Below are 21,425 nucleotides of genomic sequence, written 5' to 3'. Positions count from 1 at the left end.
CCTTCACTCTAACAACCACCCAAACAACTCACCAACCGTCAATTGTAAATCACTAGCAAAAGAAGGTACAGGAATCAACATATCTAATTCATCAAATACTTCAATTTGCTGATTTGCGTGATAAACAAAAACAGTCCGTTCACCTGGATCAATTAACCAACCCATTTGAGTACCATATTTTAAACAATGCAAAATATTTTTAGTTACCTTGGTCTGATTTTGATCAGGTGATAAAATTTCAATTGTCCAATCTGGATAGGTGAGAAATGTATTAGCAACTTCTCCATTTTCGTCACGGGGAATTCTATCCCAAACAAAAACCGCAATATCCGGTACTATTGAACGTCCACCAAATGTACAACGTAACTCAGGAAATGCACGAGCGATTTTTTGAGGTTTGACGACAACATTAATTGCAGGTACAAGTTCACCTTGAAGTATACTATGTTTTCCCTGTGGCATCGGTTTCTGAATAATTTGACCTTCAATATACTCACTAGCTGGTTTCGTTTCTGGTAGTTGCAGAAACTCTTCCAATGTGAGAGTTTTTTGTATTGCGTGTACCATTTTGATGACTTTGAGAAATTTAAACCTATTTTACTACTATCTACATCATAGATAAAGGCCAGACTAAAAGCCTGACCTAACTAGGGTTTGCTGAAAAAGTCTTTCCGTTGAGGCAGGAGGCAAGAGGAAATTTCAAAATTTCTTTTTCATCTCTCGAACTCGACAAAAGTTGCAAGGTTTTTGAGACATAAGACAAAAACAAAGTCCACGCAGGTGGACTCATGAAAATCTTATTTATTGTTGCATGAATATCAACTACTTAATCCTTGAATAAATGGCGATATTGCCGCTACAAAATCAACAGTTGATTCATAAGGTAACACATTTCTCCCCTTAATTTTCATCCCTCTTCCTTGGGGTAAACAAGAAAGATAACTGGCTAAATTATCTTCTGCTGTATCTGTTTTTCCTTCTTTACTAATAGCTGATGCTTGCTCTCCAAAAACTACTAATGTTGGTTTTTGCATAGCTGCAATATCATGACTATAATCCCGTTGCCAAAATCTCGCTAAAAAGGAAAATACAGCATAGCGTCCACCCATATTTTGAGCATCTGCTATTAAAGTATTTAACCATTCTTCATCAACAGAATCACCTGATGCAAACAGTCTTTCTGTGGAAAAAGAAACTAAAAATTTGCGAGTACGTGCATAACGGAAAAACGCATTTCCTATGGGTGAATCAAAAATAGCCCACAGCAATTTTTGCCGCCATTGAGGAGCATTTTTAGTGATGATACTCCAAGATGTTGGTCCAGAAAGTACCAGTCCAGTAATTAAATTAGGTTCTAATTTCACTAATTCAATTGCTACTGGAAATAAAGCACCCTGCACTATTAAAATTACAGGTTTTTGGACGATATTTTGTAAAAAATGCTGTAATTGTTTTGCCCAATCAATTGGTGTATAAGCTTTTCTGGGTGTATCACTTTCACCACATCCCAATAAATCCGGTTGGTAAATGATATTGCCCTGATTTGTATTATACCACTCACAGCAAAAACGCTGCCAAAAATGCCGTGATAAACCTACACCAATAGGATGAATTAATAATAAAGGCACACCTGAAACTTCAGAATTTATCGGTTGATGTACTTCATAAGCACAACGATAATTTCCCAAATTGTAAAATTGGGTAGGAGATGCGGAAATGGTAGAGGAATTAGCTAACATTGGCGGCATAATTATCAACTTCAATAGTTGCTAAAAAATGATGTGGGGATGAATAAACTCGTATCCTGCATCCTTTAGCTTTTGATTAGACACCCAGGTATTATATTGACGGTTACTCTTGTTTGTTGCATCCCATATCACATTCGGTAAATTATGTTTTGTCAGGACATTATCAATTAATTCTCGACTGGTGAGATGGCTATCATCGACCAAATTATAAATACCTTGTAAGCGGTGTAGACGAGCAAATTCTATAGCCCTAACAATATCATCTAAATGCACCCAATTTGTGATTTCTTCACCGTTACCGGGACGAGTTGTACCAGCAACCCTGCCAAAGATTTTCACCAGTTCTCTACCCTGTCCATAAATTCCCCCTAACCTCAAAATACAAACCCGCAGACTTTCATTTTCTGCTGATAGTAACACATCTTCAGTTTTGCGGAGAATTTGAGCATTAAAATTAGGGGGTGCTGGTGGTGTTTCTTCATCTACCCAAACACCATTTCTATCACCATAAATAGAATAACTACTTGTATATATCAAGTGGTGAATATTGGGAGAATGCTTGAGGATAGAAACTACAGTTTTTGCAGTTTCCAAATAAGTTTCTTCATAGGTAGTTCCACTTTTTGCGCCTACGCTTAACAAGACGACATCTTGATTTTTTAAGACAGAATTGAGAGATTCATAATCATTGCCTTTAGTGACTACTACTTTTTGAGCTACTGTTTGTAGTCCAGGGACTCGCTCAGGAGTTGTTGTAGTTGCAGTGATAATAAAATTTTTATTTTGCTGCCAATATTGAGAAACTGCACAACCAACATAACCACATCCAATTATTGCTATATTCATGACTATCTAAATACGAAAAATTAAATTACTTGTCCAATTCAATTTGTCACAATCGTTAATTACAAGAGTTTCTAAGTAATAACTGTCGCTAATTTTTCAGTAACTTTTTCCTGAAAATTTAAACAGCAAAACCTAAATACCTTTTGAGACAAAATATCAACCCCCTCAAGTAGCTTCAATCAGAACATTTGAAAATTTCTGTAACATAAGATACTCTTTTTCATAAATTCATGGGATCAGGAATACTACTAAGTTTCCCATATTGCAGGAAGGTTAACTTAGTTCTTCATCTTTTGTCATTAACTCAGGGTATTTCAGCGATGAATTGCGCCATCAGGCATAATAGCCCCAGTTAAGTTAGCACCGATTAATTTCACCAGCAAGCGATCGCCTGAACGAATCCTTGCACCTGTTAAGTCAGCACCCCGCAAGTCAGCACCACTGAGATCCGCACCAATCAAATTAGCCGAGCGTAAATTTGCTTCTCTCAAATCTGCTAACAACAAGTTAGCTCTAAATAAATTGGATTCCGACAAATCCGCACCTCTAAGATTAACTTTGTGCATAAAAGTATCACTGAGATTAGAACCGCTTAAATTTGCATAACTCAAATTTCTGCCAGATAAGTCTTTATTACTCAAATTAGCGCGACTAAAATCTTTCCCGCTCAAGTCAGGATTTTGATTTGGTGCTTGGTAATTTGTTTGTGTGGGTTGATAATAACTCGAAGATGGTTTTTTCGGTTGAGTAGGTCTAGAATAATTTGCAGTTTGAGGTTGATCTTTTAGGGAACGTAATTTTTCACGAGCCTCATTCAAAGCTTTTATCTTGTCTTGAGCTTTTTCTTGCAAGCGGTGGTTATCTTTAGGTAAGCGATCAGGATGCCAAACAAACACTAAATCTTTGTAAGCCTGGTTAATCTCTTCTAGTGTTGCTCCAGGCTCTAAATCTAAAACTCTATAATACCGCTCCAGTTCGCTCATCATGATGTAAAGGTGAAAACTTAAATAATAATTACATTATGCGAGATGTCGTTGTCTTAGGTACAGGTGATTGGTGATTGGTGATTGGTGACTGGGGACTGGGAAGAGCTTGTCCTACCTAAGTTGACAATTTAATAAACAAACCTGTACACTCATAGACAAACCTATGAGTGACTTTATGTTTAAACCTCATGAATTTGCTAAAAAAATCGGAGTTTCAGTCAAGACCTTGCAAAGATGGGATGTTGAAGGAAGACTTCCAGCCAAAAGAACATTGTCGGGGCATCGTTTTTATACTGAAGATGATTTACTGATTACCCAGGGATTAAAACCTGTAGACTCAAAACGAAAAGTAGTTGTTTATTGTAGAGTTTCTTCGAGTAGCCAAAAACCCGAACTCAGAAACCAAGTATCCGCGATGGAAACATTTTGTTTGAGTCGTGGGTTAGCTGTTGATGATTGGGTTTCAGAGATTGGAAGCGGATTAAACTTTAAAAGAAAAAAGTTTTTATCAATTATGTTATCAATGCTTAAAGGCGAAATATCGACAATTGTTGTGGCGCACAAAGACAGAATGTGTCGGTTTGCTTTTGACTTTATTATGGAATTAGCAAGTTCCGTGAGGTGTCAGATCATAGTTGCAAATCAGGAATCTTTATCACCTCAACAAGAATTAGTGGAAGACCTAATGGCAATTATCCACTGCTTTTCTTGTCGATTGTACGGATTGAGGAATTACTCCAAAGAAATCAAGGATCATCTCAAAAATGCTATTGACAACCCTATACAAGATATGTCAGATTTAGACAGCACAGAAATACAGTGTTGAGGTCGAGCAATGCTTTTATCTATCAAATCCGAAGGAAATATTACGAATTACGAATTATGCCATTTGTCCACTGAGTGATCCCACGCCAATATGCCCTAATGGGAATTTGATAAACTTCAATAAAAATCCAAACTATAATTGCTGAATGTGACAAAAATGTTAGTAATGTCCAAACATAAGGTATCCAAGAAAGAGGAACATCTGGTTTGGGTGGTAAATAATAAGCGCCAATGCCAATTAAAGTAGTCGGGAAAATCACAAAAGCAATTGCAGCTAACACATAACCCCATGCTAATTCCACACCTTCTAACTGGGCTTGATTCCACTTAAAGCCATTCCACCGCCAAACCAGGGGCGGTTGTCTAGAAGGCATTTTAATTTGTTGTGTTTCCAAATTGACAGTAAAAATTTCGTGACAAAAGTCACAAGACATAGCCTCCATTAACGGCATAGAGGAAATTTTACCAACACGACACACAGGACAAGGGTAATCTTCTTGAAAATTTAAAGAGGTAGAAAAAATTTTGGGATTGGTCATAATCAAACAGGTACTTCTAAAAAATGGTTCATCAGTACATACAGCAGTTTTCATGTCTTTAGACCACAGTCAGGGCGAAGCATTCGGATGATAGTCTTAGGTAAAAACCGATAATTAATTGTCCGAATGCTTCGCCCCTACATTGTTGACGCGAAACCTAAATCAAAATGTGGTTTATTTACCTGAAAATAGCTGTAATATTGGTAACTAATAATGTGAGAGAGTGTAGCAGAATTGATGGGTTAAAGTTTGAAGATTGGGAAGTTAGTTAAATGGGTAAGTATCAGGAGAGTGGCTTAATAGGTTTTTCTATACACTTGAGCCTAAAATTTCGTCAGGAGAAATATCAAGATGGTTCAGTCTATTGCGTCCAAGGATGTAACACTACGGGAATTAAAGCAAAATTTTGGCATTCAAATCGTTCAAGATGCTACCTTTTTTCCTGAGTGGTTGGATGGGCTTGAGGCTTTGAAAGAGGAAGAGCAACATTTATTAGATCGGGTGAAGGCTAATTTTTTAGAATTGATGGATGATCCGCCAATGCTAGAAAATACGGTGAAGATGGTGGTACTTGCGCCCTTGTTAGATTTAGCTGGTTTTTATCATAAGCCATTTAGGATTGAAACAGAAACGAGTGTGGCTTTAGAAATGGAGGATGAAGGAACGATTATTCGGGGGCGAATTGATGTTTTGGTGTTAAAAAATCGGCTTTGGTTGTTGGTAATTGAATCAAAACGGAGTGATTTTGCAGTGACACGCGCAATTCCTCAAGCTTTGGCTTATATGTTGAGTAATGAGGAAACTGTGCTACCAACCTTTGGCATGATTAGCAATGGTAATGAGTTTTTATTTTTAAAGGTATTGGAACATAAATATGCTAACTCGCGGCTGTTTTCTTTGGTAAATCCTGATAATGAGCTTTATAGTGTATTGCAGGTAATAAAGCGTTTGGGGATGGAGGTGATAGCGTTCAGCGCAACATAGGAATCGCTCTTTGGGAAAAACTTTTTGGTTTACTGATTAACCCCAATTTTCGTAATCTTTATATATTACAAAATGAAGTGCAAAATGTGGGAAACCGCTGTTAAAATTGCTGTTAAAATTAAAGAGGTTTGAGAGGGCATAAAGCTATGACTATTGCAGCAATTCAACCGACAAATATAGAAGAATTTTTGCAATTGCCAGAAACAGAACCAGCTTCTGAATTTATTCATGGACAAATTATACAGAAACCAATGCCTCAAGGGGAACATAGCCAACTTCAAATTGATCTATGCGAAACTATTAATCAAATTACTAAACCTCAGAAAATTGCCAAAGCTTTTCCAGAACTACGCTGTATTTTTGGTGGATTAGCAATTGTGCCAGATATAGCGGTATTTCGTTGGGAGCGAATCCCTCGGTTGCCATCAGGACGCATCGCCAATCGGTTTGAACTCCATCCAGATTGGGTAATTGAAATTCTCTCTCCCGAACAGAAATATAAACAAGTTCTTAGCAAATTACTACACTGTGCGGAGTATGGAACTGAGTTAGGTTGGTTGGTTGATAGTGACGATGAAAGTATTTTGGTAGTAGATAGCGATCGCCGAGTTAAGGAACTTAAAAATAGCGATTACTTGCCAGTTCTCACAGGGATTGAATTAAATATTACTGTTCAAGAAGTCTTTAGCTGGTTGAGTTTATAACCCACATTTCGCACCCTGGGATGTCACAATCTTGTGCTGTAAAACATCCCGTGACGTGGCGAAAATAACTATCCAGTGAAAAATCCAGTGAAAAAAGTAGAAAAAGTTAATAAAGCTTACTTTCTTACCTCGTACTGAGTTAAACTGACAAACAAGTTAATACAAAAAATTAATCGGCTGATCCTGGGCTTGGGCATGACTCCAATGGAACACTGGCAATTTCTGATACAGAAGCAGGGCGATCGCAATTGGCAACCCCTGGAATCGCCAAATTTAAGCATTTTCGCAGGTAAGTACAGAGTTTTAGCTCGTTCTCACCTTGCTAATACATCTGTAGAAGTGCGGGTAATTCACTCCTCAATTCAGGAAGTTCCACCCAAACGCCGCATTTTTAAACGTTTGCGTCGTACCAATGCAGAGGGGCTGATGGCAGTAATTCCCTTTACTGACCTCAAACCGGGAATTTGGGAATTACGTTGCTCTGCCGACTTAATGACGAATATACTGGGAAAATCCTGGCAATATAGCCTCATCCTTAAAGTTTTGCCCCTAGAGTTAAATGAGCAACCATTGTTAGGTAGTGGTGATCAATTTAACGAAGAGTCCCAGGTGACACCCACTCAGGAAGATGAATTTGCAGTTGCTTCACCCAGCAACCTGAACATCAATCCTTTGTCTACAGCAACCGCAGAAGATACAATCATCAATCAGCCGGTTAGCCCAGTATTATTCAAAGGGGAAACAGCCGAACAAATTTTACAAAGCGTTCTCGATTTAGCTTTACCCAGTTCTGAATCTTGGGATGAAGAACAACCAGATGAGGATATTTCACCAGTCGTATCCCCACCCTCACCACTCCATTTATCTCTAGAACGGGATACCTATATTGCTCGTTGGGGAAAAACTTTGACAGTAAATGGATATGTGGAACTGGCAGAAATTGACAATTTGGCAAATGAAATATTATCTACAACTAATATTAATCATTGTTTTCAACTGCAACTAATTAGTCAACTGCGATCGCCTTTAGAATCCAATATCTTAGCTCAATTCACACAGCCTTTAACAGATCAAATCTTACCTTTTACATTTAGCAGCATTATTGAAATTCCCAAAGACTGTGAATCTAAGTTGATTTTGGCAAATATTAGTTTATATGGCACTCTAACCACAGGTGACGAAGTCATACTGTTAGCCAGCCATCCTTTCATAATTACAGCAGATGTGACTGAATTACTGACCGTTACCTCAGCAAAATCTAGAGAAAAATCTAGTCCACCAGACTTGTTACCTGATGATAACTTACCAGCAACTGAGGATGTAGCAACCAAACCAGAACGACCTCATCGTGTAAGTTTAGAACTATTCAATATCGTCAAAACTCCCAAATTAGCACAGTTTCATATTTTAAAACCAGCAGCTAACAAACCTCTACCCCCAAGAATAAAACCATTGGTTTTTTTGGATGGAAGTTCACCCACACTGCCAAAATTACCCCGGATTCACAAAAATGCGATCGCTGGCAATTCTGCCAATGCAGACTCCAGCTTATCAGAAGGAACTGTCAACAATCCTAGTCAGATACCACCCATAAATCTGGACAAACTGGTGATAAAACAGGTTAAAACTTCTTTCCCATACTTGAAACGTTTAAAACCTGCAACAGAACCAAATTCAAAAACAAAAAACAATCTGCCAAAACTGATTGAAATTCAATTATCAAAGCCAGAAAATACACCAGAATTACTACCCAGCAAGGAACATGAAGAAACTTTTGCGGTGGAATTGATAGAAAATGAATTGATAGAAAATGAATTGATAGAAAATGAATTGATAGAAAATGAATTGATAGAAAATACAATTCCTCAAGTTCCTATTCTCGATATCGAGGAATTAAATACACCAGAAATCACACCACAAGAAACCACAGTCAACACAACAGAAATCACTCCAGAAACATCTGCTCTGATTCAAAAATGGATCAAGAGTCAAGGATACTTATTAGATGAAGGTATCGAGTTGGTATATCAAGAGGATAATACTAATGAAGATGTTGATACTCAGGACGCTAATAATACTGATGATACCAGTGAATCAACAGATGAGCCTCCTGTAATTCTGAATGATGAAAATCCTGCTGTTCCACCCGCTTTTACAGATGAATTACTTCTCAATTTAAATTTAGATGCAGAAATAGAAATGGAAGAAGTTATAGATTTGCCAGAACACATGATTCTAGGCACAAGTGAACCAACCCCCGAACCAGAATCATCTCCCAACATATCTCAATTGTTGTCTCAAGAAATAGTGCTAGATGATACATATATGCCCTTGAGCAATGAAGACAGCAATCAACCATCTGAACCACAGGAACAACTGCTGGATGTATCTCCTCCGGTACTAACATCTTTACCCACACCCCAACTGTTTTTACCCAATGGTGAATTACTTGCTGGCTCATCTATAAAAGTGCGCTTAGAACTGTCCCAAGCATCATCAACAGTTGTATTAAAGTTATGGGTGGAAGATTACCAAACTCGTGGGTTGCTAGACGGACCTCATCTGATCCAAGATTTGCGGACTACCCCTTGGGGAAATTGGGAAGCGATCGCTCAATTAATTGTACCTTTAGGTTGTCTAGAAGTGTTAGTAGGGGCGATCGCTCTCGATACAAGTACCCAACAGGAAAGCCACAAAGTTACAATAGTTAAAACTGTCATACCTCCTAACTTACCGACAATGGAACTCGATGAGGTACTGGGAATGTAAACGGTTTTGTTAAAAATCTTGAGAATTTCCAAAAAGAGGCGGAATTTTGCAGTAAGCTCCTAAGTGAATTGTAGTGTGACTTCCAAGGACTCTTACTATGTCAACTTCATTTTTGCCTTCAATTCTGGCTTATTCTTCATTTTTGCCTTCCATTTTCGTTCCTTTGACTGGTTTGGTTTTCCCAGCAGTCGCTTTCGCGTTTATGTTTTTATATATTGAACGCGAAGATATTGCTTAATTTTTAAGTCATAGGTAATGGGTAATCGGTAATTAACTGCTGTGTTTTTTACCAATTACCCGTACCTATAGCCAGCCGATTTAATTTCATTACTAAGTGATAAAAGTGATAAATATGTATAAACAACTGAAAGAAATAAGTATTTTATCTGTTACAGTTACAATCATAAGTTTATCAATATCACAGGTAAGTATTGCTGCGCCGAAAGGGTTTAAGACCCCCAGTGGTAATATTTTCTGTGAGTTAATGGAAGGTGAAGATATTAATACCAACAGTTTGCGCTGTGAAATTGCTAGTTCCCTGAAACCCCAACCACCTCAACCTTACCGTGGATATTGTGAATTTGACTGGGGACGTGGTTTGATGTTACCTGCAACCAGTAAACCGGAAATTCTTTGTATTAGTGATACCATTGCTGACCCTAATAAATCTGTTCTTGGTTATGGTCAAACTTGGAATCATGGCGGGTTTAAGTGTGTTTCCCAAAGAAACGGACTAACTTGTACTAATAGTAATGGTATTGGGTTCTTCCTGAGTCGGGAAAAATGGCGGGTATTTGGAATGTCACAACCTTAGTGGAACTAATTCCACTGTTGCCTGATGGAAAATTAAGGCATATTTCCAGGGTAATAATAGCAACGCCTATTTTTTATGTCTAATCAAGTTTGGTTGTCACAATTACAGAAACATCGAGCGATCGCAGTTATTCGCGCACCGAAAATTGACTGGGGTGAAAAAATGGCTTTAGCGGTAGCATCTGGGGGAATGCAGTTAATAGAAATTACCTGGAATAGCGATCGCCCTGGGGAATTAATTTCTCAATTACGTAGTCAATTACCTGATTGTATAATTGGTACTGGTACACTGTTTAATGTACAACAATTACAAGATGCGATCGCTGCTGGGGCGCAGTTTCTCTTCACTCCCCATACTGACCCAGAAATGATCAAAGTTGCAGTATCTCAAGATGTTCCTATTATTCCTGGCGCACTTACACCTACAGAAATTGTTACCGCCTGGACTCAGGGCGCAAGTTGTGTCAAAGTATTTCCTGTACAATCAGTGGGAGGTGCAAGTTATATCCACAGTTTACAAGCACCTCTTGGTCATATTCCCTTAATTCCTACCGGTGGTGTGACTTTAGAAAATGCTAAAGATTTTTTACAAGTTGGGGCGGTGGCCGTGGGTTTAAGTGGGGAATTATTCCCGAAAAATTGGGTTTTAGAAGGAAATTGGCACAAAATCACCGACCAAGCCAAAAATCTTACACAGAGGTTAAATTAGTTCCTGACTCCTTGATAGCGAAGCGTGGCGTTAGCCATACTCCTGACCCCTCACAGATAACTTTTTCAGCAAACCCTAACTAAAAAAATAACTATTTGTTGATTTATTCAGTGATCAATTATCAGTTTTCAGTTGTCAGTTTTCAGTTTCAAGCTTTGATTCACGAAGAATAAATGAGGGGTTAGTTATTCCCCAACCCCTGCTTAACTACCTTCGATATTCATCCCCACAGTCACCAATTAACTGATATAAATCCCGCGACTGCTGGGAAATTGCATCTATCTTTTCCACATCTTCCCCATCCAAACTAAACCCAAACACCCGCGCATTATCGGCAATATGTTCCGCAATTCCTAACCTTGCACCGACAATTACACCCCCAACTGCTGGCTGATTTAAAATGTAATTCACAGCCACATTAGCAATACTCACTTGATGTTTATCGGCAATTTGTTTCAGGGTGGAAAGCAATTCTTGAAATAATCTCCAACCACCCCAAGCATCAATCATATTTTTGTATTTCTTTAAGCTGGTTGTATTCAAATCAAAACCCCGTGGTTCTGGTTGATTTAAATATTTTTCTGATAACAAACCACCGCACACACTACCATAAGTAAACAATTTAATATCATGTTCTTCACACAATTTAGCCATGTTTACCTGTGGTCTTCTGTCAACCAAAGAATACTGCACCTGGTTAGAAACAATCTTAATTCCTGCGTCGGTGATAATTTGCAAATGTTCCGTATCAAAATTAGTCAAAGCTAAATGTTTAATTTTGCCCTCGGTTTGCAATTCTGCCATATATTTGAGAGCATCTAAATAATTAGGGTCACGATATTCCCACCAGTGAAACTGCATTAAATCTAATGATTTCACATCCATTCTACGCAGAGAAATATTAATATTTTCCTCTACTATTTGTTTCGTCATCTTCCCAGGACGGGGGACCCATTTTGTAAAAGCTTGAATATTATTAACCGCTTCTTCTCCACGAGTTGCGATTAACTGACGACGAAATTCACCAATAAAATCTTCTGCAGGTCCATAATGATCTGCTAAGTCCCAAGTCGTAAAACCAGCATCCACATATTGAAACATGGACTCAATAGCAGCTTTCTGGTTTATCCTTCCATGTCCTCCAGAAACTTGCCACATTCCATTTAAAAGTCGGCAAATCTTTAAATCAGAGGTAAATTGTAAATAACTTGTTTGCGGTAACATGATATTTTTGATGTTATTGTTTGTGTTATTGTTGATCTGATTATTTCCAGTTGTTTTCTGCTTGTTCCAAAACATAAGCTGCGACATTTTTAATTTCTTCCGTTGTCAACCTTTCTTTATAAGCTGACATATTACTTTTACCATTAGTAACTATGTTTGTAATCGCCTCTAAAGAATCCATACCATATTTTTTCAGAGCATTCTTTTTTAAATTCTTACCTCTTCTAATAATGTTACCACCATTGATATGACATCCAACACAATGCACGCTAAAAACTTCTGCCCCATTTTGGGTATTTAAAGCGTTAGCGGGTAAAGTAAAATTGATTATCCACAAACAGAAAGTGAATAATAACAAAGGTATGAGTTTTTTCATGGTTATAATGATTCAAAATCAGATGTAAACCCTGGAAAATTAGCGCATTTTTCTTGAAACTCCTCAGCATCACTGACATCTTCAATTTTATAAGCCATGATGCGAGTACCATCGGGCAGTTTTTTAGAAGATATCACTTCACCTCGATAATTTTGCGCCATTGTTTTAAACTCAGCACCATGAATTTTCCAAGCATCTCCCGAACAAGTGATATTTACACGCCACATAGTTAATTTCCAGAATTTCAACCCTGATTATTTATCATCTCATAATTGGTGACTTTGCACAAATCTAACTTTTGATTCGCTGTTTTCTATCTCCAGGATGTGTGTAGACAAAAAAATCATGAGTCATAATGACTATGTAGCATTATGATTATTATCAGGATGAACAATGACTAACAACATTAAAGAAAAAATCCAAGCAGATTTACAAGAAGCCAAAGCCACGGGACAATTAAGAACAGAAAACATTAGAGAAATTGTCAGAACCGCAGTTTCTCAAGTTTCTGCTGAAGTCAAAGAAGGTTCTAGTGACTTACGCACTTTAGTTAAAGATGCTGTTTCTACAGTAATTGAAAATCTCCAAGATAAAGGTAGCGAAATTAAAGAAGAAGTCACAGCTTCTATTGAAGGTGCTTTAGAAGGGGTGAATAGCAAAAGACATGAAGCGATTGTGAAAACCCAAACAGAACTCAAACAAATTCAGGCGAAATTAGATAACGAAGAAGAACAACTGCAACAAGAAGTTGAAGGAATGTTAGCAGAAATTCAGAATACAAGTCAAGAAAAATCAGATAGTATTAAAAATGCGATCGCCTCAGCAGTTAATACTATCCAAAATAGTGAAGAAGTCGCTTTATTAAAGAAACGCTACGCTCAATTACAAGCACAATTAGCCATTATTCGCGCTAATTTAGCCGCACGTTATGGCGGACGTTCTGTAGAAGTCAAAGAATATTTAGACGATGCCAAAACCTGGTATGATCAAGCTCGTCCCCAAGCGGAAAATGTGACTACACAAGTAAAAGAAAAACATTCACAACTGGAAAATAAACTCAGTGAAGCAGGTGCAGCAATAGCGAAAAAAGAACGTCAATTAAAACAAAATTTGAGAGAGTTATTATTAGCAGCGGCTGATTTATTCAAAGATAAAGACTCTCATCAACAAAAAGCTAATGTCAAATAAAGTTGGTTCGTAGTAAGCGATTTATCGCTTTCTCAAGAGCTAAAGCAAAGACTCTCATCAACCAGAAGCTAATGTCAAATAAAGTTGGTTCGTAGTAAGCGATTTATCGCTTTCTCAAGGGCTAAAGCAAAGACTCTCATCAACCAGAAGCTAATGTCAAATAAAGTTGGTTCGTAGTAAGCGATTTATCGCTTTCTCAAGGGCTAAAGCCCTTACTACGAACTTTTATTTTCAACTGGTAAAACTTGAATTAATTGATAATTTTTAATACTATCAATGACGCGATAATTTTTATTATTTAACTTATCATATTTTGGTGTATAAATCCAAGCATAATTCAAAGCTGGTAATTGAGAAATTGACTCTACTTTTTGACCATGAATAGGAGTATAAAAATTAATCAAAACCGAATATTTATCATCGGATTTGACAAAAGCTACCGGATGATTTTGGAGAATTGACGCAATAGATTCTTGCTGAAAAAACATTCTAAATTCAGGGTTAAAATCTCCTAATAAACCTAAACTCCCAGCCGTAGCTAAAGATAACCAACTGGCAATTAACCAACCACCAACCCAGTAACGAGAAGTGAGAAATTTTTGCTGAAAATGATAACATCCAATCCAAATAAAAGGTACAATTAAACAACCTAAACCAGAAATTACCGCCAAAATTGCATACTTTTGAATATCAACAAAACCTGCAAATAAAACCACTACACCAGCTAAAATAAAGATAATTCCTAAAATACCAAATACATAACTAATATTTCGGTTAAGAGATGCTTTAACTTTAATAAAGTTACTAACTGTACTCGATTTTCTTTGTTGGTAATTTTTTCCCAACCAGTCTAAACCCACAGCGGAAAACATAGCAATAAAAGGATAAAGACAAAGACTATAATGAGAAAATCGAGTCAAAAATAAACTGATTTCTAAAAATAAAACAACAGGAAAACCTACTAATAATAATTGATAGCGAGGGATAGGTTTACGAATTACTAAAGCTAAACCTAAAAGGCTAAAAAAGAACCAAGGAAAAGATTTTAAAGGAATATTCCAGAAATAGAAAAATATATTATTTCCATGTTGTTCACGACTACCCAGGCGCACGACAAAATCCCACAACTGGCCAAAACTATCACCACCATAATGCTGCCAGCTAAACCATAACCAAACTAAAGTAGGAATAAACCCAATTAAAAATCCTACATATAACATCGGGTTGGTAAGATGACGATGACGGCGATTTTCTCCAATTAAATAAGGTAATAAAGCCACCATCGGCAAAAAAATCATAAAGCTTCTGATCAAGAATCCTAAACCAAAACATAAACCAACAATCAAACCATAAATCCATCTATATTTTGGATATAATTCAGAATTTAATAAACATAAAATACCTAAACACACTAATAGAATTGTAGGTACATCAGGTGCAGCTAAACGACAATATTGTAGCCAGAGAAATTCTACACTCAAGATAGCCGTCGATAGGTAAGCTAACTTTTTACCCAGCAATATTTTAGCTATTTCATATATCACAAATGTACAGACAATTCCCGCAATCATAGCAGGTATTCTGGCAGTGGTATCACTGACACCAAATAACTTATAAAAAACAGCAATTAACCAATAAAAACCAGGGGTTTTATGATGGGCATTTTCCCAAGGTGCTATCCAGTCACCAGAATCAAACATCAAACGCGCTCTTGTTGCATAAAGAGCTTCGTCATGTGCCATCAGGCTAGTTTCACCAGAAGTAAATAGCAATAAAGGTAGTAACCAAATTAACAAAAGAGCATAGTGTGATTTTGTCAATAAACGAATTTGCAGCCAGACATCTGTCAATAAAGGTGATTTATAGAACATTTAATTAATGATAATCATCAGTTGATCAGTAGATTGTGTAACAGTTTTGTTTTAAAATTAGTTCGGTTAGTATACACAATTCAAAATCAAAATACTCACCAAATTGACACAAATCAGGCAATTTTTTCTCACACAAACTCTCAAACAAATTTTATGCTGTTGCGACCAGAACAACGTCTCAAGTTAGATGACACCGATGATAAATTGTTTTATGACTACCCACGCTTTGTTACCCATGTTGATGAAGGCTTTATTCAACAATTAACCGATTTATATCGTCAGCGACTCCAACCGAACACGCGCATTTTTGATATGATGAGCAGTTGGGTGTCTCATCTACCAGAAGAAATAGAATTTGCTCATGTGGAGGGACATGGACTCAACGCCGAGGAACTATCACGCAATCCTCGACTGAACCATTATTTTGTGCAAAATCTCAACTCACAACCTCAGCTACCTTTGCCAGATCAAGATTTTGATGTTGTTGTCAATTGTGTTTCTGTCCAGTACATTCAATATCCAGAGGCTGTATTTTCCGAGATTCATCGCATTCTCAAACCTGGTGGTGTGGCTATTATCAGCTTTTCTAACCGGATGTTTTATCAAAAGGCGATTCAAATCTGGCGGGATGCCTCAGAAGCGTATAGAGTTGAGCTAGTTAAGCGTTATTTTGCTTCAGTACCAGGGTTTTCTACTCCTGAAGTAGTTGTCAATAAATCAACAGCGCCGAATTTTTTACAATGGTTAGGTTTACCAGGAGGAGATCCCTTCTATGCGGTGATAGCTTATCGCGTGGAATCATAAATCTATCAAAAAATTAGTCATCCTCAATACCAATCATGATCAAATAGTAAATTTTTGACCGGAAAGACTAGACTAAGCAGATAATTACCTCAACCCTCAAGCATGGAAGGAGCAAAAACGTGATTTTATCTCGTGGGCGCAGGATTTTAGCCAGTTTATTACTATGTGTTTTATTGCTGACTACCGCTTGTGCGGAAAAAGCACCCAATCGTTTTGATCAGGTACAACAGGAAAGCACAAAACAAAAAAGCGGTCAGGCAGTTGTTAAAAATGCCACTCAGGGTAGTAAATTAAATGCTTTCTTTCCTGAAAGTGATGATGATTACGACCGAGTTTATACCCAAGAGAAAAAAGGCTTTTCAGAAGCGAATTTGAAAAAAGACGGTAAAGTTGTAGCGCAGTTAGCTATTTCTGACACCACCAGCACGCCCACAGTAGCATCAAAATATGCCAACAGTACCAAGAAAATTGAAGGTTATCCTGCTGTAGAAACGGGTAAAACTCAAACTTCTATTTTGGTGGGTAAGTATCAAGTCAAAGTGATTTCTAAAGATCCATTATTTAACGCTAGTGACAGGGAAGATTGGATTGAAAAATTTGATCTTGATGGTTTAGCTAAGTTGAAATGACGGCTAAATTTTCCATCTAGCTGATTAATAATTACTGACTGCTGACAGCTATAAAAAAATATCAATCAGGAGATTTTTGTGAGTAAACCAATTTTTGAGTTAGTTGATGAATTACCAACCAGCGGTTTAACTGTTTCTATGTTAAATGCTTTGGATTTTATTGCTCCCGGTGAATGGCAAAATACTGTCGGTTTTGTCAATACTATTAAAACCGTCACTGGTGAAGATGATGAGGATCTAATTCAACAAATTGGTGAACGGGCAATTTATCTTTTTAATGATAAATCCCAAGGTTATCAAACTGCTTTATGGCTATATCAAACTGTTGATGGTACTGATAAAGCTTTAGGTGCAGCAGCTTTGGCTAATAAAGTTGGTGCAACCATACCCCTATTTGGTTTTTTAAACTCCTTAACTCCCAAAGCAGATAAAGCTCAAACTATTGATTTGACATTAAAAGTAGTCGCTGAATTAGTCGCTTTTTGTCAAATTAATGGTATTCCTGGTGATAGTATTGGCGATTTTGTTGGTGCTTTAGGTGAATATAGTGGCGAATCAATGATCCGCATGGCAGCATTGGTTGCTGTTGATGGTATCCTACCTTTGGGTCCTGATTTTATCCAAAAATCATTAACTTTTCTCAGTCAAATGAATCCCCAAGAGTTGGATCAAAATTCTACTTTTAGAACCATGAGAGATGCAATTCCTGGGAGTAACACTGGTAGTAAACTAAACTTTATTGGTGAAAGTTTTGATTCTGTTAAAGGTTGGATGAATGGCCTAGTTTCTGCTAATGCTTTAACAGCGCAGAAAGTTCTTAGGAACTTGAGCGGTTTTCTCGATTTTGCTGATGATAAATTAGACTATGTAGCGGCGTTTCTAGATGTGTCCACTAATTACTATGAACATACAGGAACTCAAACGTTAGCTCGACGTTTGATTGAACGCGCATTTGCAGAAATTTAACTAATTTTTGAGCCTAAATACAACTTGTAGTAGTGCCGAAAATCAATAAATGCAGCACTACTACAAACAGGTTTTCTATTAGTTTCTACTAATTACTTGTGGCTGTTATCATATATAACCACAAAAAACAGAAGTTTAGCGGAATGGGGAATAATGAAGGGATGCTAACTGGTTTTTACAGTTGCAGAGATCATTACTGTCACCTGTCACCTGTCACCTACTATCTTACTTGAAGCGAGAACGCTGTTGACGACGTTGTTTGTGTCTAGCTATTGCTTTACGTTTCTCTTTTTCTAAAGGTGTTTCAAAATGGCGATTCTTCCGCATATCTTGGAAAATTCCGGCTTTTGAAACTTCACGTTTAAATCTCCGCAAAGCTGATTCAATACCTTCATTTTCCCCTAAAACTACTTGTGTCATTCCTATTCCTCCTTTTTTGGTTTAACACATACAAACTAGAGTATAAAAATATCTCAGCAGAGTCAAACCCTGGGCTTTATCTGCTGGAGACTCTAGATTTAAAAGATTTAAAATTTCTTCAGAACAGGATTAATAACGGCGATCGCCTCCACGACCTCCACCAGAACGGCCACCGCCACCCCAGTTTCCACCTCCACGAGAAGGACCTCTTTCCTCACGGGGTTTAGCCTTGTTCACTTTTAAATCTCTCCCCATCCACTCAGCACCATCAAGTGCTTCAATAGCTGCTGTTTCCTCAGCTTCAGACGACATTTCCACGAAGGCAAAACCACGTGGACGGCTTGTTTCCCTATCAACTGGTAGCTGCACATTGCTAACTGTACCGTACTCAGCAAAAGCCAGTTTCAAATCTTCTGCTGTCACCTGATAGGACAAATTTCCAACGTAAATCGACATAGATGGTCTCCCAAACCAGAGAGTGTAGAGAGTTAGATTCGGAGAGACGCATTTAAAACAAATTAAAACGACTTACTCAACCGAAAATAATCCTTATATCCGCGAGTATAGCACAGCCTTTGAATATGAACTCACATTGAGTAACATTTCTTCAGCCACCTATGGACTAGCTCCAACTGAATAGCAGACTAGCTACTGATGGAAGGCTGAAAGCTAAAAAATCATTAAGGATTTTAGGAATTATCACTCTCATTTAGCGTGGTTTCTAATTATAGCATAACTCACGTCTACATGGAAAATAATTTATCTTTTGTGTCGGGACTTCATTTAGCCGCAAACTCAGTTAATGTTAGTTCTGCTTTCTGACACAATATTTCGTGATCTTGAGAACTACTAGCCAACAAACCGCCCCATTGGTTGATGTCACCAGTGTTATACTCTAATGCTCTGCCGTCAAAGTGAGTAAATTTACCACCAGCTTCTGTTAAAATTAATTCCGGTGCTGCCATATCCCAATCTTTAGGGGCTGACTTTCCAGACAGGGAAATATAAACATCTGCCTGTTTTTCCACAATAGCAGCCACTTTACAACCTACGCTGCCAATGGCTTTTTGTTTTTGACAAGGTAAATTTTTGAGTAAATATTCTAACCTTTCATTGCGATGGGAACGACTAACAAGCAAGATTAAATCTTCCATTGGCTTATCAGCAGCCACTTTTAAGGGATGAGAACCATTAACAGTTTCCACAAAAGTACCACCACCTTTAGTAGCATAATATATCTTTTCCGCTTCCGGTATTGCTACCACCGCTAAAATTGGCCTTGTGTTTTGCACTAAAGCAATATGTATTGCATATTCCCCAGTTTTATTAATAAAATCTCTTGTACCATCTAAAGGATCAATAATCCAAACTAACTCCCCAGGATATTTACCTTGTTGAGATTTATAAGTTTCTTCGCTGATATAACCAAAATTTTCATCAACAAATGCTGCCTGTAGGTGAGATAGGATATACTCACTGACAGCCTTATCAGCAATGGTTATGGGTTCATTTTGCTTGTATTCTATTTCTAGATTAGCGTTGTTAACAGTTCCTTGATAATAGGAGCGCAGTAACTTAGCTGCACCCCAACCCACTTGACGGGTAATTTTAAGTATTTCTTGTAAGTTTGTCATTTGTTAGTTGAAACATGAAAAGCTTGAGGTGATAAATTCACCAAACATAACATAACATGAGTTCGACTAAGTAGGTAGGCGTTGAAATTTATCCTTATGGCAAGGCAATAAATAGGCAATAGGGAAGAAACTTTCAGCGATTTTATATTTTTTTGGGTAGGGGTTTAGCACTGCTAAACCCTTAACTAAGTTGTTTTAAATTATAAATTACCCTTTAAATTTACTTTCCAAAAAAGCAATTATTTCTCGCCATGCAGATGTCGCTGCTTCCGCATCATAACGATAACCGTCATCCCTCATAAAAGTATGTTCCGCTTCATAACAGAAATATTGATGAGGTATTTTCGCAGTTTCTAAACCATTAATAATAGTATGTCTATCTTGTTCAGGAATATGGGGATCTTGAGTACCAAAAATTAACAACATTTCGCCTTTAATTTCTGCAAACCTGTGAATAGTATCCGCCACACCTTTACCTAATTTACCGATAGGAATACCTGTAGGATAACAAGAAACACAAGCTTTGATTTCACTTTCAAAAGCTGCCCTAAATGCTAAATGTCCACCAATACAAAAACCCAAAGTTCCAATTTTTTCACTAATAACTGATTTCTCATTTTTTAGCCAATTAATGACAGCGCGGGTATCATTGTCATATTCAGAAATTAATGTTTTGCGTGCGTTATCATTACCGCGCATTCTCCCAAGATCATCAGGTTCAATAACAGCACCTATGGGTTCAATACGGTGAAAAATTTCCGGTGCGGCGACAACATAACCAAAACCAGCTAAATAATTAACTAAGCGAATTATGGCATCACCTAATTGATAAATATCACTGTAAAAAACAATTCCCGGATATTTACCTTCTGCTTTAGGAGATGCGACATAAACCCGCATTAAACTATCATCAACTCTTAATTCGATATTGCGTTTAACGATTTGCATTTTTTGATTTTTTGCTAATGTGTTAATTTGTAATTCTTCAGGTTTAATAATAATCAGTAAATTTTTCAGATCCCCTAATTCTTCAAAAAGTCCAGGATCTAAAACCGATTTGGAGAGGTCTATTCTAAAAATGCTACAAAACTCTTAACTCCTCCTCCTCTCTGCGTCTGGAGCGTGACATAAAAAAATCTGTAACATCCGATACAAAAAAGCTAACTAATGCTAACAAGAGCCAGCTTTTTCTTCCTGCTTCACCCTAGAAGTGTCGGCACTATCTAGTCCACAGGCTAACACGGTCAATCTGACCGCTTCTTTTTGTAAATTCATCGCAGCGTTTAAATCTCTGTCACTCTCAAAGCCACAACTATCACATTTAAACACTCTTTGAGACAATGATAGTGATGGTTTTTTCGCACCACATTTAGAGCAGGTTTTACTACTG

25 protein-coding genes are annotated in these 21,425 nt (G+C 37.4%); 11 read left to right on the top strand and 14 right to left on the bottom strand.

Going from position 1 to position 21,425, the window contains the following annotated elements; genetic code table 11:
* Positions 1-3: 3 nt before the first annotated feature.
* The 4 genes from IQ237_RS21795 to IQ237_RS21780 all read right to left on the bottom strand — a co-directional run bounded on the left by IQ237_RS21795 (position 4) and on the right by IQ237_RS21780 (position 3,577).
* Positions 4-567, bottom strand: a complete 564-nt coding sequence (locus IQ237_RS21795; protein WP_194058986.1) for a Uma2 family endonuclease — start codon at positions 565-567, stop codon at positions 4-6.
* 251 nt (positions 568-818) lie between these two features.
* A complete protein-coding gene (locus IQ237_RS21790; protein ID WP_375539917.1) occupies positions 819-1,748 on the bottom strand; it encodes an alpha/beta fold hydrolase in 930 nt (309 codons plus the stop codon).
* 21 nt (positions 1,749-1,769) lie between these two features.
* Positions 1,770-2,594 (bottom strand): SDR family oxidoreductase, encoded by an 825-nt coding sequence (locus tag IQ237_RS21785; protein WP_194058984.1) that lies wholly within the window; start codon positions 2,592-2,594, stop codon positions 1,770-1,772.
* A gap of 314 nt (positions 2,595-2,908) precedes the next feature.
* A complete protein-coding gene (locus tag IQ237_RS21780) occupies positions 2,909-3,577 on the bottom strand; it encodes a pentapeptide repeat-containing protein (protein WP_194059021.1) in 669 nt (222 codons plus the stop codon).
* 178 nt (positions 3,578-3,755) lie between these two features.
* On the opposite strand from IQ237_RS21780, the gene IQ237_RS21775 reads away from it, so the two are divergent.
* Positions 3,756-4,406 carry an IS607 family transposase gene (locus IQ237_RS21775; protein WP_194058982.1) on the top strand — a complete coding sequence of 217 codons (651 nt, stop codon included), beginning with the start codon at positions 3,756-3,758 and terminating at the stop codon, positions 4,404-4,406.
* A 40-nt stretch (positions 4,407-4,446) separates the two neighbouring features.
* Here IQ237_RS21775 and IQ237_RS21770 read toward each other — a convergent pair whose 3' ends face one another.
* Positions 4,447-4,944, bottom strand: coding sequence for a hypothetical protein (locus tag IQ237_RS21770; RefSeq protein ID WP_194059019.1), 498 nt, complete (start codon positions 4,942-4,944; stop codon positions 4,447-4,449).
* A gap of 351 nt (positions 4,945-5,295) precedes the next feature.
* On the opposite strand from IQ237_RS21770, the gene IQ237_RS21765 reads away from it, so the two are divergent.
* The 6 genes from IQ237_RS21765 (at position 5,296) to IQ237_RS21740 (ending at position 10,923) form a co-directional block, all read left to right on the top strand.
* Positions 5,296-5,928 (top strand): type I restriction enzyme HsdR N-terminal domain-containing protein, encoded by a 633-nt coding sequence (locus IQ237_RS21765; protein ID WP_194058980.1) that lies wholly within the window; start codon positions 5,296-5,298, stop codon positions 5,926-5,928.
* A gap of 146 nt (positions 5,929-6,074) precedes the next feature.
* Positions 6,075-6,632 carry a Uma2 family endonuclease gene (locus IQ237_RS21760; RefSeq protein WP_194058978.1) on the top strand — a complete coding sequence of 186 codons (558 nt, stop codon included), beginning with the start codon at positions 6,075-6,077 and terminating at the stop codon, positions 6,630-6,632.
* Between the two features lie 195 nt (positions 6,633-6,827).
* Positions 6,828-9,401, top strand: a complete 2,574-nt coding sequence (locus IQ237_RS21755) for a hypothetical protein (protein ID WP_228020579.1) — start codon at positions 6,828-6,830, stop codon at positions 9,399-9,401.
* A gap of 97 nt (positions 9,402-9,498) precedes the next feature.
* Positions 9,499-9,639, top strand: a complete 141-nt coding sequence (gene psaI, locus IQ237_RS21750) for a photosystem I reaction center subunit VIII (protein ID WP_096565957.1) — start codon at positions 9,499-9,501, stop codon at positions 9,637-9,639.
* Between the two features lie 114 nt (positions 9,640-9,753).
* Complete coding sequence (locus IQ237_RS21745; protein WP_194058976.1) at positions 9,754-10,215, top strand: DUF6636 domain-containing protein; 462 nt, start codon at positions 9,754-9,756, stop codon at positions 10,213-10,215.
* A 75-nt stretch (positions 10,216-10,290) separates the two neighbouring features.
* Entirely contained in the window at positions 10,291-10,923 is a 633-nt protein-coding gene (locus IQ237_RS21740; protein ID WP_194058974.1) for a bifunctional 4-hydroxy-2-oxoglutarate aldolase/2-dehydro-3-deoxy-phosphogluconate aldolase, read from the top strand.
* Positions 10,924-11,130: 207 nt separating this feature from the next.
* Here the strand turns inward: IQ237_RS21740 and IQ237_RS21735 are convergent, their stop codons facing one another.
* From IQ237_RS21735 to IQ237_RS21725, 3 genes are read right to left on the bottom strand one after another with little or no spacing between them, the layout of a single operon-like run.
* Complete coding sequence (locus IQ237_RS21735) at positions 11,131-12,150, bottom strand: aldo/keto reductase (protein WP_194059016.1); 1,020 nt, start codon at positions 12,148-12,150, stop codon at positions 11,131-11,133.
* A gap of 37 nt (positions 12,151-12,187) precedes the next feature.
* Positions 12,188-12,523 (bottom strand): cytochrome c6 PetJ, encoded by a 336-nt coding sequence (gene petJ / locus IQ237_RS21730; protein WP_194058972.1) that lies wholly within the window; start codon positions 12,521-12,523, stop codon positions 12,188-12,190.
* Between the two features lie 2 nt (positions 12,524-12,525).
* Positions 12,526-12,750 (bottom strand): hypothetical protein, encoded by a 225-nt coding sequence (locus IQ237_RS21725; RefSeq protein WP_096565963.1) that lies wholly within the window; start codon positions 12,748-12,750, stop codon positions 12,526-12,528.
* 166 nt (positions 12,751-12,916) lie between these two features.
* Between IQ237_RS21725 and IQ237_RS21720 the strand changes: the two genes are divergently transcribed.
* Positions 12,917-13,711, top strand: a complete 795-nt coding sequence (locus IQ237_RS21720; protein WP_194058970.1) for a histidine kinase — start codon at positions 12,917-12,919, stop codon at positions 13,709-13,711.
* A 215-nt stretch (positions 13,712-13,926) separates the two neighbouring features.
* On the opposite strand, the gene IQ237_RS21715 is transcribed toward IQ237_RS21720, so the two are convergent.
* Positions 13,927-15,582: a glycosyltransferase family 39 protein gene (locus tag IQ237_RS21715; protein WP_194058968.1), complete on the bottom strand. Its 1,656-nt coding sequence runs from the start codon at positions 15,580-15,582 to the stop codon at positions 13,927-13,929.
* 153 nt (positions 15,583-15,735) lie between these two features.
* Here IQ237_RS21715 and IQ237_RS21710 point away from each other — a divergent pair, with 153 nt between their 5' ends.
* The 3 genes from IQ237_RS21710 to IQ237_RS21700 all read left to right on the top strand — a co-directional run bounded on the left by IQ237_RS21710 (position 15,736) and on the right by IQ237_RS21700 (position 17,981).
* Positions 15,736-16,386, top strand: a complete 651-nt coding sequence (locus IQ237_RS21710; protein WP_194058966.1) for a class I SAM-dependent methyltransferase — start codon at positions 15,736-15,738, stop codon at positions 16,384-16,386.
* A 119-nt stretch (positions 16,387-16,505) separates the two neighbouring features.
* The gene (locus IQ237_RS21705) at positions 16,506-17,015 is read left to right on the top strand and encodes a hypothetical protein (RefSeq protein WP_194058964.1); all 510 of its coding nucleotides are present in this window, start codon (positions 16,506-16,508) and stop codon (positions 17,013-17,015) included.
* A 78-nt stretch (positions 17,016-17,093) separates the two neighbouring features.
* Positions 17,094-17,981 (top strand): hypothetical protein, encoded by an 888-nt coding sequence (locus IQ237_RS21700; protein WP_194058962.1) that lies wholly within the window; start codon positions 17,094-17,096, stop codon positions 17,979-17,981.
* A 225-nt stretch (positions 17,982-18,206) separates the two neighbouring features.
* Here the strand turns inward: IQ237_RS21700 and rpsU are convergent, their stop codons facing one another.
* From rpsU to IQ237_RS21675, 5 genes are all read right to left on the bottom strand, one after another.
* Positions 18,207-18,401 (bottom strand): 30S ribosomal protein S21, encoded by a 195-nt coding sequence (gene rpsU / locus IQ237_RS21695; RefSeq protein WP_013192888.1) that lies wholly within the window; start codon positions 18,399-18,401, stop codon positions 18,207-18,209.
* Between the two features lie 129 nt (positions 18,402-18,530).
* A complete protein-coding gene (locus IQ237_RS21690) occupies positions 18,531-18,857 on the bottom strand; it encodes an RNA-binding protein (RefSeq protein ID WP_194058960.1) in 327 nt (108 codons plus the stop codon).
* 323 nt (positions 18,858-19,180) lie between these two features.
* Positions 19,181-20,035 carry a 3'(2'),5'-bisphosphate nucleotidase CysQ gene (locus IQ237_RS21685; protein WP_194058958.1) on the bottom strand — a complete coding sequence of 285 codons (855 nt, stop codon included), beginning with the start codon at positions 20,033-20,035 and terminating at the stop codon, positions 19,181-19,183.
* Positions 20,036-20,242: 207 nt separating this feature from the next.
* A complete protein-coding gene (locus IQ237_RS21680) occupies positions 20,243-20,983 on the bottom strand; it encodes a dienelactone hydrolase family protein (RefSeq protein ID WP_194058956.1) in 741 nt (246 codons plus the stop codon).
* Positions 20,984-21,205: 222 nt separating this feature from the next.
* Positions 21,206-21,425: zinc ribbon domain-containing protein (locus IQ237_RS21675; protein WP_194058954.1), on the bottom strand; the 220-nt coding region annotated here is incomplete at its 5' end.

Source organism: Sphaerospermopsis sp. LEGE 08334, assembly GCF_015207205.1.
In the GTDB taxonomy this organism is placed as follows: domain Bacteria; phylum Cyanobacteriota; class Cyanobacteriia; order Cyanobacteriales; family Nostocaceae; genus Sphaerospermopsis.
This window is presented reverse-complemented; position numbering and strand designations above follow the sequence as displayed.